We start from the raw sequence: 14,875 nt of genomic DNA on the forward strand, positions 1-14,875 counted from the left end.
CATTAAGGAGTTCTCTGGGTTCTATAAGGTCTTCGTCAAATGAATGGTTTTATTAAAAAAGTCCATTCCGTCCATTTGATGCGAGATCACAATCAAAATCCCCATATATCGTTGTTCCCGTAAGGAGTGAATGATGATGCGACGAGTCTCTTCGTCGACGTTAGCTGTGGGTTCATCTAATATTAATACATCCTTTTCGGCAAGCATGGCTCGTATAAAAGCGATGATTTGAGCCTGACCACCCGAGACACCTGAAGTGTTTTGATTGATTTCGGTATCCAGCCCTTTTGGCATCCTGTCTATATACTCTTTCAACCCAAGTTCGTCAATCAGGTTTTCTACAGTGCTGCGGTCACAATTTTGCCCGTATAGAATGTTGTCCAACACAGTCCCACGGAAGAGAAAGGTACTCTGTGATACCACACCAATTCTTTGCCTTAAGGAGTCGCTTTGAATCGATGAGGCATGGATTCCGTTAAAGGAAATGGTTCCGTAAGCAGGCTGGTATAACCCTAATAATAGTTTAATAAGCGTCGTTTTTCCCGTACCGTTATCCCCAAGAAGAAGAACCTTATCCCCTCTCATGAACGAGAAAGTCAAGTCATTAAAAACCAGAGGCAGATCTGTTCGATATCGATAACCTACACGGAGAAATTCTATCGTTTCAATCCTTGAATCCAACTCGGCAACCTTACCGCTGTTTTCGTCCTCCATGTCCAATAGCTGGTAAATTCTTTCGACACTCAAGCAAACCGGTTTCAAGATCGTATTTAAGGATGTGATACTTTGTGCACTGGCAAACACTTTCGTGGTGTATAGGGAAAAGGATGTGTACATGCCGACAGTAAATTGCCCTTTTAATATAAGGATGCCGGAGATTAACAATATGATTAGGGTGAACAAGTTGTTTAACAAGCCGACGTTTTCGGTTAAAAAAATCAATGACTTGTTTTGTTTGACGCTATGGTGAAACAGCTCATTCATCTTGGATTTAAATTTGAAGAGCTGCGTCTCTTTGCCTCCGAGAATTTTAATGTCCTCGATACCATTCATGGATTCAAAGACTTCCCCGCTTAAAACGGCGGACGACTCCATCATTTCCCTTGTGCTGTTCAAAAATTTTTTGTTGGATGATTTGGATAAAAAAATAAAGACCGGTACTAAAACAATAACTACGCAAGATATTTTATAATTAATCGCGAACATCGTGATCACTGCAAACATTGCATTTAATACGCTAAGCACCATACTGATAATGACTGGCGAAAAGGCATTTCCAACTGAATTGCATTCGGCTACTCGCCCTTGGAGGTATCCTTTTTCGGTGGTTGAGAGGTAACTCATTGGCAATGATAATACTTTTGACATGACCGAATACTTTAACTCGTTAATGATAGAATAACTTATTTTAACAAACAGCCATCCAGATAAAAGAGAAAATGCATACTGCACCAGATATAGAACTGCCATCATGCCTAACAACAAAAACATGTCGTTGATGTTCTTATCTTTTAATAAAACCCGATCAAGCAATATCCCTGTTAGATACGGGATGGGAACTGTTAAAATAGAACTCGCCAAAACAGTGCCTACCCCAAACATAAAGGACAATCGGTGCTTTCCGATAAAGGGAACTAGTTTAAAAAGATTCTTCCACGGTCCGATTCTACTCATGACATTTGCAGGGATCGTCAAATTCAACGGAATTCCCCCCAAACGTTGCAGATGAGCTTCTCCAATACTTTTTTGAAACGGGGATCATCCAGAAACGCAGATAGCTCGGGATGATTCGCAATCATTTCGTACATCTTTTTTCGCTGGTGCTGCGTATTGCCCATGAACCACGTCCCCGAATCCCACTCTGCTAACTGACCATGGATCAAGTCAAAAAAGGAGTCCCCGCCAGCTGCAGTCAGCTTCTGATGACGAGCTGCGAGTTCCGTGAATCGTTTGAGGTTATCCAGCGCCTGCTCTTTATCTCCTAGAGTCGTATACCCTAGAGCAGCTGTAAGAAAAAGGTTTGCATACAGGTTAGGGTTTAGATGCTTAAAGTCGAAAGCTTCCGCTATGGCAAGTGTTCGTCGATAGATCTCCTCGAATGTTTTAATATGATCCGCCGAAGTCATTAAGTAAGAGATCATAAGTCCGAACAATGTAACGACATGCCGGTACATGCCCATTTGCAGGAAAGCTCTCGAGCTGTCTGTGTTACCAAGCATTTGGTATGCGTAAGACTTGATCCATTCGACGGGCATGAGTGGCGGGTTCATTTCCCCGAGCAGGTCTAGTGCCTTATTAGGGTCGCCAAGGGCCATGCAGCAGCTTGCTTCCAAATACACGGCTTGATGGATGAGCTCTATGTCGTCACTTTCTTCTTTCACTCGTACAAAAAGCCTCTTTGCCACTTGGATCAACACATTCATCTCAGAAACATCATGCAAAAGTGTACTGTGGTTTAGGATCAACATTCCCACTTTTTTTAGCAACGGAAAGCAGGCGCAGTATTTCTTCGTTATTTCACGGCATTGGTTCAAGGCTTCATCCAATGGTTGTGAATCGAAAGCATTGGATAACTGATCGCATAGTTTTCGAATATCATCCGGTTCTAATTGCGGTCGATAATCCATTAAATCATCAATGGTTGTATTGAAGAATGATGCAAGAAGCGGCAGCATTGTAATATCCGGGTAACTTTGGCCTGTTTCCCATTTGGAGACCGAGGCTTTCGATACTCCTATAAAATTGGAGACATCCTCCTGTGTCATGCCCTTTTCTTTTCGTTTTTGAGCAAGCACCTCGGCTATATTGATTTCCTTCATTTTCATCACCTTCCGTTAATAAGTCTAACGAAAGGAGTGGAATGATGACAATGGAGTCGTAATTAATTTCAGTTGAAAAAATCAACTAACATGAAACTTTGATTAAACCGAACGACGCATCCACAGTTCTTGCTTTACTTTGGATCGAGCTCAAACAAAGCCGGGATAAGGGAGACCGATCGGCTTAGAAGTTTGCCCCAGCTCTTCGGAGAGTTCATTCGTAGGCAGCAGCCAAGCTTGAGGAGAAAAGGAAAAAACCAGCTTCCGTGCGGAAGCTGGGTGGCTGCTATTTATACTCCATCGTCACGGTCCCGGCATATTGGGGCACGTTCTCCTTGGACAAGTTCAGCGTCTGAACGTGGATCGTCTTCGCCCCTACAGCCTGGAGAAACTTATCCTCCTTAGCGAAGAACAATCGTCCGAGTAGGCCGAGCGCCTTCGTGCTGTAGTGCATCGGAATCGCCACGGTCGCCTGCAATTGCCGCATCACCTGTGCCGCCTCCGCCCCGTCCAGCGTCATCCTTCCGCCCACGGGAACGAGGAGGACATCCACCGGGCCGATGGCGTTCGCTTGCTCCTCCGTTAGCAGATGACCCAGATCCCCGCAGTGGCAGATCGTTAACCCGTCCATCCGGAAGCGGAACACGATGTTCGGGCCTCTTTTCTGACCGTTCACCTTGTCGTGGAACGTGCGGAAACCGCTAATATCCACGTCTCCTACGCTGTACTCCTTTGGCTCGTTCACGACCAAGTAATCGCCTGAGGCGGCTTGAATCTTATTGTGATCGCCGTGATCGTGGGTCACGACGACGATGTCCGATTCGATCGGAACCGGCATACGGTAGCCGAGGAACTTGTAGTAGGGATCGATAAGAATCCTGGTTCCGGCGTCCGAGGTGAACTGGAATGACGAATGGCCATACCACTTGATCTGCATGATTTTATGCGCTCCTTTCGTTTATCGGCTCGCGACTCCGGCCCCTTGTTCCCCTGCAACTATTCTTATACACGTTATAGTAAACCCACGCCGCATTGAGCAGCAGCAACGCCGCCGTCGCATAAAAGACGTATCTCGGCACCTAACCAAGCCGCTACTAAAATCCTAAACACAGTTCAAAGGTTTTTTGCCATAAAAGTATAGAATAGTACGCCAAAACAGATAGTAAATACATATTACTTTGGGGCGTTTTTAGCTTTGGCACTGCATGAATTTTGTACCTTAAGCTTTGTTTCTGAGCTTTGTTTCTGAGCTTTATTCTAGCATTTTCTCCCTCTGCAGCTTGCCGTACACTTTGAAGTAAACCCAAATGGCATTCATCAACAGCAATGCGCCAGTGACAAAGAAAACATAACGGACGCCGAAATGCCCTGCGATTTGCCCGCCAAGCACCGAACCGCCAAAAACGCCGAGATAGGCAGCCGACATATTCAATCCGAACACGCGGCCGGTCAGATTGGACGGGGTGATCTTCTTCAGTAAGACGTTGACCGAAGGATTTAGCCCGCCTGCCGCCAATCCTAGCAGGAAGCGAAGCCCCATCAGTTCCCAAGGATTGTGGACGAACGCCTGTGGGATGAACAATATACCTGCCACGATCAGCGTGAAGAGCATGATCTGATGTGCCCCGATCTTATCTGACAGCTTCCCCAACCGAGGAGCAGCAATGATATTAGCCAATCCCGAAGCCGAGAAAATCGCTCCTGAGATCAATGCGACGTGGCCCAGATGATGTGCGATTTGATCGACAAAGACTGTAAGCACCGGTTGGACCGAATACGTGGCGATCGACATTACGAAGTACGTAACGAACAAGGTGATCGTTAAGCTTGGCTGCGGAACTTGAGCCCAGACTTCCTTGAAGCTCGGCACCTTTTTTTCCGTACGGACGAACGTCTCTTTCACGAAGAATAAGGTCGTCAGGAAGGCGATGAACATGAAGCCACCCGTGATGTAAAAAATGTTCTGCATCCCGAAATGCTCTTCGATTATGCCGCCGATCAACGGTCCGAGCAGGGAGCCCGCGATGTTGGCCGTTGATAGCGTGCCCAGAGCCCAACCCGAATGTTCCTTGCTCGTCTGGGTCGCGATCAGCGTTGTGCAGGCCGTGCCATAGCCTGTAATGACGCCTTGCAGCAACCTTAAGCCGATCAGCCAGTAGACATTCGGCGCGAAGCCCATGCAGCCGATGACGATCGCCATGCCAAGGCTGGCTCTGAGCAACATAGGCTTGCGACCGTATTTGTCAGCCGCGCGTCCCCAGATTGGCGAGAATATGGCGGAGATAATATAAGTCACACCGAATGCGACGCCGGACAATTGGGAGATCCAGGATGCGTTCTCAACGCCGAGCTGCTTAATGAAGAGAGGCAAGACAGGCGCGATCTGGCTCATGCCTACACCCGTCATGAACATGCCGAACCAGCAGACCCATAAATTTCTTTTCCAAATCTGCATTACAAATACGCCTTCTTTACACCAAAGTATCGACCCACGCGTCTACCGTCACAACATCCGCCCGTTTGGTGAATACTTTCTCGAGCAGAACGCGGTGCACATCTGGATCGGGATCGAAGCAAGCATCGGATAGAACGGTAAGCTGATAATCTTTGTCCGCTGCTTCCGTCAACGTCGACAGTACAACGCCGCTCGTGGAGATGCCGCTCAGAATAAGCTTGTTGATGCCCTTAGCGCGAAGAATCATCTCCAGATCGCTGCCTGTGAAGGCACTGATGCGCTTCTTGTTAACGATCAGCTCTCCTGGCTGAGGAGCCAGCTCCGGATGAATTTGCGTCGTCTCGTCGTTCAGCGTCATGCCGCCGTATTGAGCCGCTCTCGCGAACATTTGGTTCATCGGGCTGATCTCCGGATAGCCTTCGCGGAAGGCGACTCGCACGAAGATGACCGGAATGTTGTGATTGCGTGCCGCTTCCAGCGCCATCTTGTACGGGAACAGCGCTTGCTTGTCGCCGAGGTGCCCGGCAATAGCGTTCTGTAAGTCCATAACTAACAAAGCAGAATTGATCTGTGTCATTCGTTGAACACTCCTAGTCCATATGATATGATTAAGCGGAGAACCCTCCACTTCATATTAAGCGGAGATATCTCCACTTGTCAACCGTGATCGAAATCGAAATTCAAGGACGTGATGTGCAGATGAAAGAAACCGATACATCCCCAGCCCGTTCCGAACGCCGCGACGCGGCGGCGAATCGTCAGCGCATCTTGGATGCGGCGCTTCGACTGTTTGAACAGCATGGTGTTGAAGCCGTCAGCATGAACCAGATCGCATCGGAAGCACAGGTCGGGCCCGGAACGCTCTATCGCCGATACAAGAATAAAAGTGAATTGTGCCTGGATTTGATCCGCGACAGCGCCGACCTTCTATTCGAGGAATACGAGTCCTACTTGGAGCAACACCGCAAGGAGCCGGCGCAAGAGCAGTTGAAATATTTTATCCGATTGTTCATCCGGTTTCGCGAGAAGAAATCGCAGCTCTTGATCGGCGTCGAAGACTCCTCGCAGACAAACCGACCCAAGTCGCGGACAAGCAGCCCCATCTACATTGAGCTGAACAAAATTTTTGTGTCGTTATTCGATAAGATGGCGGCTTCCGAGACATTAAGTGCAGACAGTGACAGTGTTTTTAAAGCCGATATGCTCCAGATGGTGCTGAGCCGTGACTTCTATTCCATCCAAAGGGATGTCCGTGGTCTTTCGCCCGAGTCGATATTTGAACAGATCTGCTTCATTTTCCACTTGTGATTAAGACTCTTGAGAACCATCCGAATAGCTCTCCCTAAAAAACAACCCCTAGCGCTCGAACAGTTACGTTCAAGTCTAGGGGCAGTTTTTCTAAAAGCTCGTATCCATTCCTTATTTATTTTCCTTAAAATATCAACCTGATTCGAGCGAAGACATTAACATCGATACGTCGATCAGCTTGCTGTTACGGAGTTCATCGCCCAAGCAGCAGCAGAAGCTCTTTCGGTGCCTAATCGATAACATCGCTATAAGTGTGTATGCTCTTGGTATCTTACCTATTCCGATTTTCACCCCAGAGTTCTAGTAATTTTCCCCGCGATAATACCGTTCAAGCTTTTGTTCCAAATGGGCGAGCTGGTTTTTCTTCGCTTCAATGTCATCCAGCAGCTTTTGCTTCTGGTCTTGAATCAGTTGAATTCGTTCCGGAAGGGTCGAGGTACCCTCTTTGACCTTGTCGTAGTACATTTTGATATCTTCCACACTCATTCCGGTTTCACGCAGACATTTGATAAACACCAGCCAATTCAACTCGTTCTCCGTATATAAACGGTTATTCTGCTCGCTGCGCGCAGCCGGTTCCAGCAGTCCTTTTCTCTCATAAAAACGGATCGCACCGATGTTGATTCCGACTGATTTTGCTACTTCTCCGATTGTAAGCATATAACCCCTCATTTATAAAAAAGTTTATGTTGACCTACACTAAGTGTAGCATAGTAACTTATAAATCAGGTAGCATAACCATTATACAGAAAGAGGGATTTGAATGAAAAAAACCGCCTTCGTAACCGGAGCCAATAAAGGAATCGGATTTGAAATCGTTAAGCAGCTGAGTGAAGCCGGCTGGAAAGTCATTCTAGGCGCCCGCAGTACCGAACGCGGCGAAGCAGCCGTATCTGAGTTGACTTCCCAAGGGCTCGACGTAGAATTTGTACAAATAGATATGGAATCCTTAGAGTCTATTGAACAAGCTGCCAATACGATCAAACAAAACTATCCTGACCTGAAGCTGCTGATTAACAACGCTGGCATGCCTGGTGCATTCTCCCGCTCGTTTACGGATACTAAAGAGGAGAATTTGCGGAACGCCTTTGAAGTTAACTTTTTCGGTACTTTCCGTTTAAACCAGCGTCTGTTCCCGTTGATCAAGAACAACGAAGGAACCATCATCAACGTCTCAACCGACATGGCCTCCTTGGATCATATGCAAAATGCGGAATCCACTCTAAACGCTTTTGATTATAATTCCTCCAAAACGGCAAACAATGCCATGACATTATCGATGGCTTATGAAGTTAGAAACAGCGGCGCTCAAGTATTTGCGGTAACGCCAGGGTTTACAACCACCGATCTCAACGGCAATGCCGCAGGAGGTAAATCCAAGGAAGCCGCTGCTGCCATTATCGTGGGTTATGCCATAGATGGCAAACGTCATAATGGCGAGTTTTTGGATGAGAAAGGCATTTACGCTTGGTAATCAACTTCTAAGCCTTGCGTTTAGCAGTCTCCTTGTCTAAAACATGAAGTTCAGAGAAGGGAGATCCTAGAGGGATTTCCCTTCTTCGTATTATTTAGGATGCTATTGAATGATGTCAGAATAAACTTTGACTTTTGTATTTCACTCCACCCTTTTGCCATTCTCCTCGTTATAAATTTTACTGGTTTCATTATCGCATCCGGTTCACCTCCGGAAAGCGGCTATCCGCTCCTTTCATTAAGATTCCCCCTTGGTTTTTCAGATACATTTCGAAGAAATCCAGCATATAGGCATTGATAACGGTGTTCGCTCTTTCCGGCGCTATCTTTCCTTTAATGCCCAGTATCTTAAAAATCGGAGAAATGAACTGTACGTCAGTAAAATTCAAATGCTCCGTATTCTCGATATAGAGGACTTGTCCCCCTTCCTCGACCGTTTCGTGCATCCGTTCAAGCTCCACCTTTTTATCCGCCGCTACTTGATCCTCCCACTCTCTTGTTGACCCCATACGGTTAAGCTCTTCATCCGAGTAGACCCGGTTATTCATCACCCTTGTTAATTGTTCGAAATAGCTTTCCGAGTTGATGAATAAAAATGGCTTTCGCAACCCCTCTTTGTCACGCAGACGATAAAGCCCTCCATCAAGGTCTATTCCCACCGCAATGCGCGGATCATAAGCAGCATCATAGGCCGTCGCTCCGCCGATGGAATGACCGAACACTCCGACATGACCGAGATCAATCCTCCCATGTAGTTGACTTGGTATCTGCCCCGATTGGATGAGCTCGAATTGGTCCAGCACAAAAGCCACATCGTCGGTTAACACTTTTCCCAACTTGTCGCGATTTTCTCTTTCCGTCGCGTAATCATGGTCGGGCGAGAATAAATTGTCGGTTGTGCTGGTCGTGATTCGACCGTCCGGAAACTCGGTTGCAAATGTATTGTAGGTGTGGTCGATCACGGCTACGATATATCCGTGGCTCGCGAGATTTTCGGCTTGCGACGTGTGGAGGAACCTGGAAGAACCGTTGCCGGGATTCGCAAGGATCAGCGGGTATGATGTCTGTGCCGATGAGATTTCAACCCCCGAATAGGCATGACTGGATACATACTTCAGGTGTTGAAATGTAAACCCGGGAAGGCCATAGTTCGCAGCCATATAACGTAAAATCGGGGTATTGGGAATAAAGGGAGCGTATTTGCCAGTACCTGCTTGAGCTGGATACCATACCTGAACCATCAATTCTCTCTTACGATCTCTAGCTTCGTCGAAAATCTCTTCCCTTTTTGTATCCACGAGTTGAAAAGTTTGAGTACCTACCTTAAAATTGCCTGTCGGCTCAGGTAGTTTAAACACTGGAAAAGCATACATGAGACCCGCTGTGATGACCAGCATGATCACTATAGCGGTATAAACTGAACCCAACATAAATCGCGGGATTTTCTTTGGGCCTTTTTTATTAAAATAACGATAACCTGAAATGGCTAAAAACATGATCGTTATACCATATGAGAATAGGAGCTGAACTCTGTATCCTTCCACCGTCCAATGAACGACCAGTACAAGTGTGGCGATCCCGCTTACAACGAATACTGGAACTCTACGCCGTCCTTTTTCCAATAGGACTGTTAAGGCAAACAAGCCGATATTCGACAGCAAAAGCAACAGTTCTAACAGCCTCATCTCGATTCCTCCTTTTAGAAAATCTCGGTTTTCGTTTGCTCCAATGTTATCCTGCGAGGCTGGCCCAAGCTATCGACTTTCCTTACATCTCCCTTTCAAATTAGTAAGACGCTTACTATCTACGCAATCATCCATACAAAACAAAAAAAGCCCCGATGATGAGTCGGGGTCACTGTAAAAGCCCTGAATTTAAAGAGGTACTAATTTCTCTGCCTATTGCTGCGACTGCTTGCCCGGCACATTCACATGGAAGGTAACCACAAACTTGTCCTTCACTGTATTGGGATCATGAGTTCTAAACTATAGTAGCGCGGTATCCGGTTTTCTTACCTTTTTTAACTGCCTCAATATAGCCGTCAAAATAATATGGAATCTCATCTTCTTTACCGTTCTGGATTCTGCCTTTAACTTTATCGAATGCAAATATAGAAATTGAATAATCAGGCTCACCGGTAACCAAAACAGGTTGGTCTCTATCCTGTACCCAATAGTACTGGCCTCCATAATTCCTTCTTGCCACTTCAAAGATGTAACTTCCAGCCATGGATGAAACAGAAACCAATGCGTCGTTATCTAGTTTATAATCACATAACTCTTCGAGAATATCGTCTAGTATCCGTAGACTTTGAATACTAAAATCAAAATGACCCCGATCCGAAAAATTTTCCGCAAAGCTCTCCGCTGTTGAAATAATGTCTTGTTCTAATCGATTTTTCATAAACTCTATTATCTTTTCCTCCTTGTTCACTCTGCTTCAAAAGTATGGGCAGATAATCTTAGATGATGTATTTCGAGAAAGTCATCACGCTATCCTGCCCGTTAGCGTACGTTGTGCTTTATAAGCGGAATTGGCAGTGATGATGAAGAGCTCCGGGTGTTCCCGGAGCTCTTCTTGTTGTGACCCGATATATCCCTCCAGCCGATGCTCTCGCCTGAAAGTTCATGGAACACTTGAATACTTATTCCGATTACTTTCCAGGAGCCCTCTAGCCATCAATACATCGTATGGAATTAACGATTTGTGTAAGTGTAAAGCGCAGATATTTGTGAGGTAAAGCCTCTTCCGGGTGGGTTTTGATGAAAGAGGCTTACGTTCACCGTTCATATTTCAAGAAACTTAAACCAAAGTAGAACCGCCATCTACGACAATGATCTGACCGGTGGAATAATTCTCGCGCATTAAGTAGAGATATGCCTCAGCGCCGTCCTCCGGTTCACCGACTCGCCCAACCGGCAATGATTTCCCAGTATGTTCATACATTGCGTTCCGTTGTTCCTCAGGAATACCGTCCCACAACTCGGTACGCATAAGTCCGAAGCAAACGGCGTTGACGCGAAGCGGGCTCAGCTCGACGGCCAACGCCCTGGTGAGGGACTCAACGGCGCCGCATATGCTGGCTGAGACAGTAAACCCCTTCTGTGGACGAACTCCAGCAACACCGGAAGTCAACGTGATTGACCCTCCCCGTCTGATATTTCGGCTGCCGTATTTGGCGGCCATAAACGCTCCCCAGTATCGCACGTTAAACCATCGATGCGCTGTGTCGACGTCGGTGGCGTCCAGATTTTCAACCATCAATGTATCGCCGGCAGTAAAGACCAAGTGATCGAATTCCCCGATTTCGCTGAAAAATTGACGAACTTGTTCCTCATTTGTCATATCAACCGCATATCCCTGGGTACCTTCAGGCAAACGTGAAACAGCACGGTCAACTCTTTCTTTTTGACTGGACACTACGACCAAGGACGCCCCTTCCCATGCAGCGGCTTCGGCTGCCGCAAACCCGATTCCGGACGTTCCTCCAAGAACAACAACACGCTTTCCCTTGAAACAATGCCCACGTTCGATCTGTTCTGATTTCACCATAATATTCTCCTTTGTATTCGATAGTTGGACCGACCTTGCAATATGATTCTCATCAGCCGTGAACAGCTGATCAATGCGAATTTCGGTACAGCTTGTCTTATCTCCGACTCCCCTTCACGACGGATGATAAGTAGATTATAATGAGCCATAGTACCAACAAATAGATCTGAATTCATACTGCTATAAATTCTATCACCATATGGAGAGGGAACTACGTGATGAATGATGAAAGAAGACGTAAACAATTGGCTGACTTTCTCCGGTCACGCCGCTTGCGTTTATCCCCAAGAGAGGCGGGGTTGCTGGTTGAATCATCGCGCCGTCGCATAACGGGCTTAAGACGGGAGGAAGTGGCAAGCTTATCAGGCATCTCCTTGCCGTGGTATACCGCACTGGAGCAAGGCCGGGACATTCATGTGTCTGAGCAAGTCTTGGAAAGCTTGGTACGAACATTACGGCTTAGCAGCGACGAACGCAACCATCTTTTCGTATTGGCCAATCATTCCTCACTTCCTCAGCCAAAAGCGGATGATTCCGTTCCCACTTCCCTTCAGCGGATTCTGGACAGAATGGGAACTTACCCGGCCTACATTATCGACAGGCACTGGAACGTTCTTGCGTGGAACCGAATATCGGGTACGTTGTGCGGAGACTTAAACCGAGCTCCGGAGCTCAAAAGAAATATGCTCTGGCGTGTCTTCGAGGTCGAAGACAACAAGTCCCGCATCGTTAACTGGGAGAATGTCGCCTCTACGATGGTGGCTTTTTTCAGAAATCGGTTTGCCTTGAACATGAACGATTCGTGGTTCCAAGAGCTATTCGACAAGTTATATGACAGGAGCGAGGAGTTCAGGACGTTATGGGATCGACAAGATGTTTCCGGTATTTTGGAAGGTGAACAAATAATCCATCTTCCAGAAGCTGGCCAGCTGACTTTCCGTTACCATACGTTTACAATCTCTGAAAGCAGCGCTTTAGCAATGAGGGTGTTCACGCCACTTGAAAACTCGGGAACCGAAGAACAGTTGGAAGAATTGCTTAAGTAAGTTCATGATCCCAAAACAACATTCTTGCTCTTCGTCAAATGCCTATACTACTGTAGGAAAAGCGGGGCGATTTTGTTTTTTCTTTGGGAACAAATACCTTGATACTATCATCCACACTAAAGTGATATAGCATGTAATTTCTCCCCTTTCATTTACCGTAATGATCAATTTTATCTTTAAACTATCCTGCCCTTTAGCTGAATAAAGGAGCAGTTGCCGCCGGCAAAACTGCTCCTTCATTTTTAACGCAATCAACCTTGCTGCTGAGAAATCGACTCTTTCAGAACCTCTCTAAAACTTTTCGGAGGCCGGCCGATCAAATCAGCCAGAGCCGGATCGACTTGTGCGAAGTCGCCCTGACGGCTTGCCAGAAACATCCCCATCCGCATATTTATACTTGCTTCCGGCACGCCTTGAGCCATCATGCGGTCTCGAAACTCTTCGTCCGACACAACGATTCGGCGGATGGTTCGCTCCAAGACCTCGGAAGCGATTGACGCAATCCCTTCCATGTCAATGGCCTCGGATCCCGTAAGATTGGGGGTTATGCCATCCAGTTTCTGCTCGCTGATGATCGCCGCCGCAGCCTCGGCCAAATCGGAGTGAGCTGTCCAGGCAACCGGACCATCCTCAGGAGCGATCAGTTCCCCTGTTTTTATGGCTCCACCGATCAACAGGAATGCCGATGCGGCGTAGTAGCCATTACGGAGCGATGTGAAGGCCATACCTGAAGCATTCAGCAGTTTTTCCGTAGCCGCATGGTGAATCATAGGGGCGAAGTGTGAGGTTGGGGAAGAACCTATATGACTTGTGTACAGCACCCGGCTAGCCCCTGCCTTCTTTGCCGTGTCAATCGCGGTTAGATGTTGCTGAATGCCATGCGGGATGTCAGCCTCGCCCATGATGCCGGACGAAACGATGAGAACCTGTGACGCCCCCTCAAAGGCGTGGTGCAGACTCTCGGCATCGTCGTAGTCTCCCCGACGGACACGAACTCCACGTTCCCGAAGCTCTTGTGCTTGATTCGGATCGCGGACGCTGACACCGATCTCTTCGGCAGGTACACGTTTGAGTAGTTGTTCTACTACGCCCCGCCCCAATTTCCCATTGGCTCCGGTAACGATAATCATAACAAACAACATCCTTTCATTTGTATGATCGTGTTTATACGGAAACAGTCTCCCCGTTTCTAAATTGCATATTGGGAAAAGAAGCGCCGGCGATCTCCTGTTCGGGTATTGCATCTTCAATTTCCCTGATATCTTCTTCGGTCAAATGAATATCGAGTGATTGCAAAGCTTCTTGAAGATGAACCGGCGATATGGTACCGATAAGCGGTATGATATCTTCGCCTTTGGATAATATCCATGCCAACGCCAGTTGGGATAATGTCATTTGTTTTTTTACGGCGATCTCTTCTAGTTTTTTGGCCAGGGCAACGTTCTTTCCTATATTCTCTTCAAAAAACATCGGAACATAGCCGCCCTTGCTCTTTTCGATCCGCTCATCAGTCCATTGGCCGGCAAGAAGACCATGAGCCAATGCCCCAAAGGCAACTACTCCGATGCCCAATCCCCTCGCAGTTGGCAAAAGTTCTTTCTCGATACTTCGGTTAAAAAGCGAGTATTCGACTTCCACCCAGCTGATCGGATGCGTGGCATGCGCTCTTCTCAACGTCTCTGCGTCAACCTGGCTGACTCCAATCTGTCTGACATAGCCGGCCTTAACCAAATCGGAAATGGCGCCGATCGTTTCTTCTACAGGAATACCCAGATCAATTCTTGCGGGCTGATACAGATCAATATAGTCAAGATTGAGTCGTGTGAGCGAATAGGCAAGATAGTTTTTAACATGTTGGGGGGAAACATCCAGTCCGTACAAGGAGCCGCTTGGCGCATTCAATGCTCCGAACTTCAGCGATATAAAATAGTCATCCCTTTTGTACCCCTTAAGCGCTTCGGCGATGACCATCTCGCTTCGGCCGGCACCGTAAAAGTCCCCTGTGTTGAGATGATTGATTCCGCTCTCAAAAGCGGTATGAATGGCAGCAACGCCTGCACTTTTGACAGCTTCATTGACATTTGACATATGGCCGCAGCCGAGTCCGATTCTGGATAGCTCCAGTCCGTTTGGTTGATCATTCATTATGGAAACCTCCTGAACTTTAAAATAAATTATGTAGCCGACTACATATTCGTTCAAAAAATAATCAAATGTGGTAA

General features: G+C 47.0%; 14 protein-coding genes. 3 read left to right on the forward strand and 11 right to left on the reverse strand.

Annotated features, from left to right (window positions below; translation table 11 throughout):
• Window positions 1-21: 21 nt before the first annotated feature.
• From ABIE48_RS15790 to ABIE48_RS15810, 5 genes are all read right to left on the reverse strand, one after another.
• On the reverse strand, window positions 22-1,701 hold the full coding sequence (locus tag ABIE48_RS15790; protein WP_354519248.1) for an ABC transporter ATP-binding protein: 1,680 nt from the start codon (window positions 1,699-1,701) through the stop codon (window positions 22-24).
• On the reverse strand, window positions 1,698-2,819 hold the full coding sequence (locus ABIE48_RS15795; RefSeq protein ID WP_192713971.1) for a helix-turn-helix domain-containing protein: 1,122 nt from the start codon (window positions 2,817-2,819) through the stop codon (window positions 1,698-1,700). Before ABIE48_RS15795 ends, ABIE48_RS15790 begins: the two co-directional genes overlap by 4 nt.
• Before the next feature lie 286 nt (window positions 2,820-3,105).
• On the reverse strand, window positions 3,106-3,756 hold the full coding sequence (locus tag ABIE48_RS15800) for an MBL fold metallo-hydrolase (RefSeq protein WP_192713970.1): 651 nt from the start codon (window positions 3,754-3,756) through the stop codon (window positions 3,106-3,108).
• A gap of 315 nt (window positions 3,757-4,071) precedes the next feature.
• On the reverse strand, window positions 4,072-5,274 hold the full coding sequence (locus tag ABIE48_RS15805; protein WP_192713969.1) for a multidrug efflux MFS transporter: 1,203 nt from the start codon (window positions 5,272-5,274) through the stop codon (window positions 4,072-4,074).
• 16 nt (window positions 5,275-5,290) lie between these two features.
• Complete coding sequence (locus ABIE48_RS15810; protein WP_192713968.1) at window positions 5,291-5,851, reverse strand: cysteine hydrolase family protein; 561 nt, start codon at window positions 5,849-5,851, stop codon at window positions 5,291-5,293.
• Between the two features lie 86 nt (window positions 5,852-5,937).
• On the opposite strand from ABIE48_RS15810, the gene ABIE48_RS15815 reads away from it, so the two are divergent.
• Complete coding sequence (locus tag ABIE48_RS15815) at window positions 5,938-6,582, forward strand: TetR/AcrR family transcriptional regulator (RefSeq protein WP_354520646.1); 645 nt, start codon at window positions 5,938-5,940, stop codon at window positions 6,580-6,582.
• Between the two features lie 300 nt (window positions 6,583-6,882).
• Here the strand turns inward: ABIE48_RS15815 and ABIE48_RS15820 are convergent, their stop codons facing one another.
• Entirely contained in the window at window positions 6,883-7,242 is a 360-nt protein-coding gene (locus tag ABIE48_RS15820) for a MerR family transcriptional regulator (RefSeq protein ID WP_192713967.1), read from the reverse strand.
• 103 nt (window positions 7,243-7,345) lie between these two features.
• Between ABIE48_RS15820 and ABIE48_RS15825 the strand changes: the two genes are divergently transcribed.
• The gene (locus tag ABIE48_RS15825; RefSeq protein ID WP_192713966.1) at window positions 7,346-8,056 is read left to right on the forward strand and encodes an SDR family NAD(P)-dependent oxidoreductase; all 711 of its coding nucleotides are present in this window, start codon (window positions 7,346-7,348) and stop codon (window positions 8,054-8,056) included.
• Between the two features lie 190 nt (window positions 8,057-8,246).
• On the opposite strand, the gene ABIE48_RS15830 is transcribed toward ABIE48_RS15825, so the two are convergent.
• The 3 genes from ABIE48_RS15830 to ABIE48_RS15840 form a co-directional block, all read right to left on the reverse strand.
• On the reverse strand, window positions 8,247-9,740 hold the full coding sequence (locus ABIE48_RS15830) for an alpha/beta hydrolase family protein (RefSeq protein ID WP_192713965.1): 1,494 nt from the start codon (window positions 9,738-9,740) through the stop codon (window positions 8,247-8,249).
• A gap of 295 nt (window positions 9,741-10,035) precedes the next feature.
• Window positions 10,036-10,458 (reverse strand): hypothetical protein, encoded by a 423-nt coding sequence (locus ABIE48_RS15835; RefSeq protein WP_192715254.1) that lies wholly within the window; start codon window positions 10,456-10,458, stop codon window positions 10,036-10,038.
• Between the two features lie 399 nt (window positions 10,459-10,857).
• Window positions 10,858-11,607: an SDR family oxidoreductase gene (locus ABIE48_RS15840; protein ID WP_192713964.1), complete on the reverse strand. Its 750-nt coding sequence runs from the start codon at window positions 11,605-11,607 to the stop codon at window positions 10,858-10,860.
• A gap of 218 nt (window positions 11,608-11,825) precedes the next feature.
• Here ABIE48_RS15840 and ABIE48_RS15845 point away from each other — a divergent pair, with 218 nt between their 5' ends.
• Complete coding sequence (locus tag ABIE48_RS15845) at window positions 11,826-12,653, forward strand: helix-turn-helix transcriptional regulator (protein WP_192713963.1); 828 nt, start codon at window positions 11,826-11,828, stop codon at window positions 12,651-12,653.
• 251 nt (window positions 12,654-12,904) lie between these two features.
• Here ABIE48_RS15845 and ABIE48_RS15850 read toward each other — a convergent pair whose 3' ends face one another.
• Window positions 12,905-13,783: an NAD(P)H-binding protein gene (locus ABIE48_RS15850; protein ID WP_192713962.1), complete on the reverse strand. Its 879-nt coding sequence runs from the start codon at window positions 13,781-13,783 to the stop codon at window positions 12,905-12,907.
• A gap of 34 nt (window positions 13,784-13,817) precedes the next feature.
• The gene (locus tag ABIE48_RS15855) at window positions 13,818-14,798 is read right to left on the reverse strand and encodes an aldo/keto reductase (protein WP_192713961.1); all 981 of its coding nucleotides are present in this window, start codon (window positions 14,796-14,798) and stop codon (window positions 13,818-13,820) included.
• Between the last annotated feature and the right edge of the window lie 77 nt (window positions 14,799-14,875).

The organism is Paenibacillus sp. OAE614, from assembly GCF_040546645.1.
Lineage (GTDB): Bacteria > Bacillota > Bacilli > Paenibacillales > Paenibacillaceae > Paenibacillus_AQ > Paenibacillus_AQ favisporus.

Coding starts and splice junctions, on each gene's coding strand:
- ABIE48_RS15795 (WP_192713971.1), bottom strand. CDS start 2,819: ATGAAGGAAATCAATATAGCCGAGGTGCTTGCTCAAAAACGAAAAGAA.
- ABIE48_RS15800 (WP_192713970.1), bottom strand. CDS start 3,756: ATGCAGATCAAGTGGTATGGCCATTCGTCATTCCAGTTCACCTCGGAC.
- ABIE48_RS15805 (WP_192713969.1), bottom strand. CDS start 5,274: ATGCAGATTTGGAAAAGAAATTTATGGGTCTGCTGGTTCGGCATGTTC.
- ABIE48_RS15810 (WP_192713968.1), bottom strand. CDS start 5,851: ATGACACAGATCAATTCTGCTTTGTTAGTTATGGACTTACAGAACGCT.
- ABIE48_RS15820 (WP_192713967.1), bottom strand. CDS start 7,242: ATGCTTACAATCGGAGAAGTAGCAAAATCAGTCGGAATCAACATCGGT.
- ABIE48_RS15825 (WP_192713966.1), top strand. CDS start 7,346: ATGAAAAAAACCGCCTTCGTAACCGGAGCCAATAAAGGAATCGGATTT.
- ABIE48_RS15830 (WP_192713965.1), bottom strand. CDS start 9,740: ATGAGGCTGTTAGAACTGTTGCTTTTGCTGTCGAATATCGGCTTGTTT.
- ABIE48_RS15835 (WP_192715254.1), bottom strand. CDS start 10,458: ATGAAAAATCGATTAGAACAAGACATTATTTCAACAGCGGAGAGCTTT.
- ABIE48_RS15840 (WP_192713964.1), bottom strand. CDS start 11,607: ATGGTGAAATCAGAACAGATCGAACGTGGGCATTGTTTCAAGGGAAAG.
- ABIE48_RS15845 (WP_192713963.1), top strand. CDS start 11,826: ATGAATGATGAAAGAAGACGTAAACAATTGGCTGACTTTCTCCGGTCA.
- ABIE48_RS15850 (WP_192713962.1), bottom strand. CDS start 13,783: ATGATTATCGTTACCGGAGCCAATGGGAAATTGGGGCGGGGCGTAGTA.
- ABIE48_RS15855 (WP_192713961.1), bottom strand. CDS start 14,798: ATGAATGATCAACCAAACGGACTGGAGCTATCCAGAATCGGACTCGGC.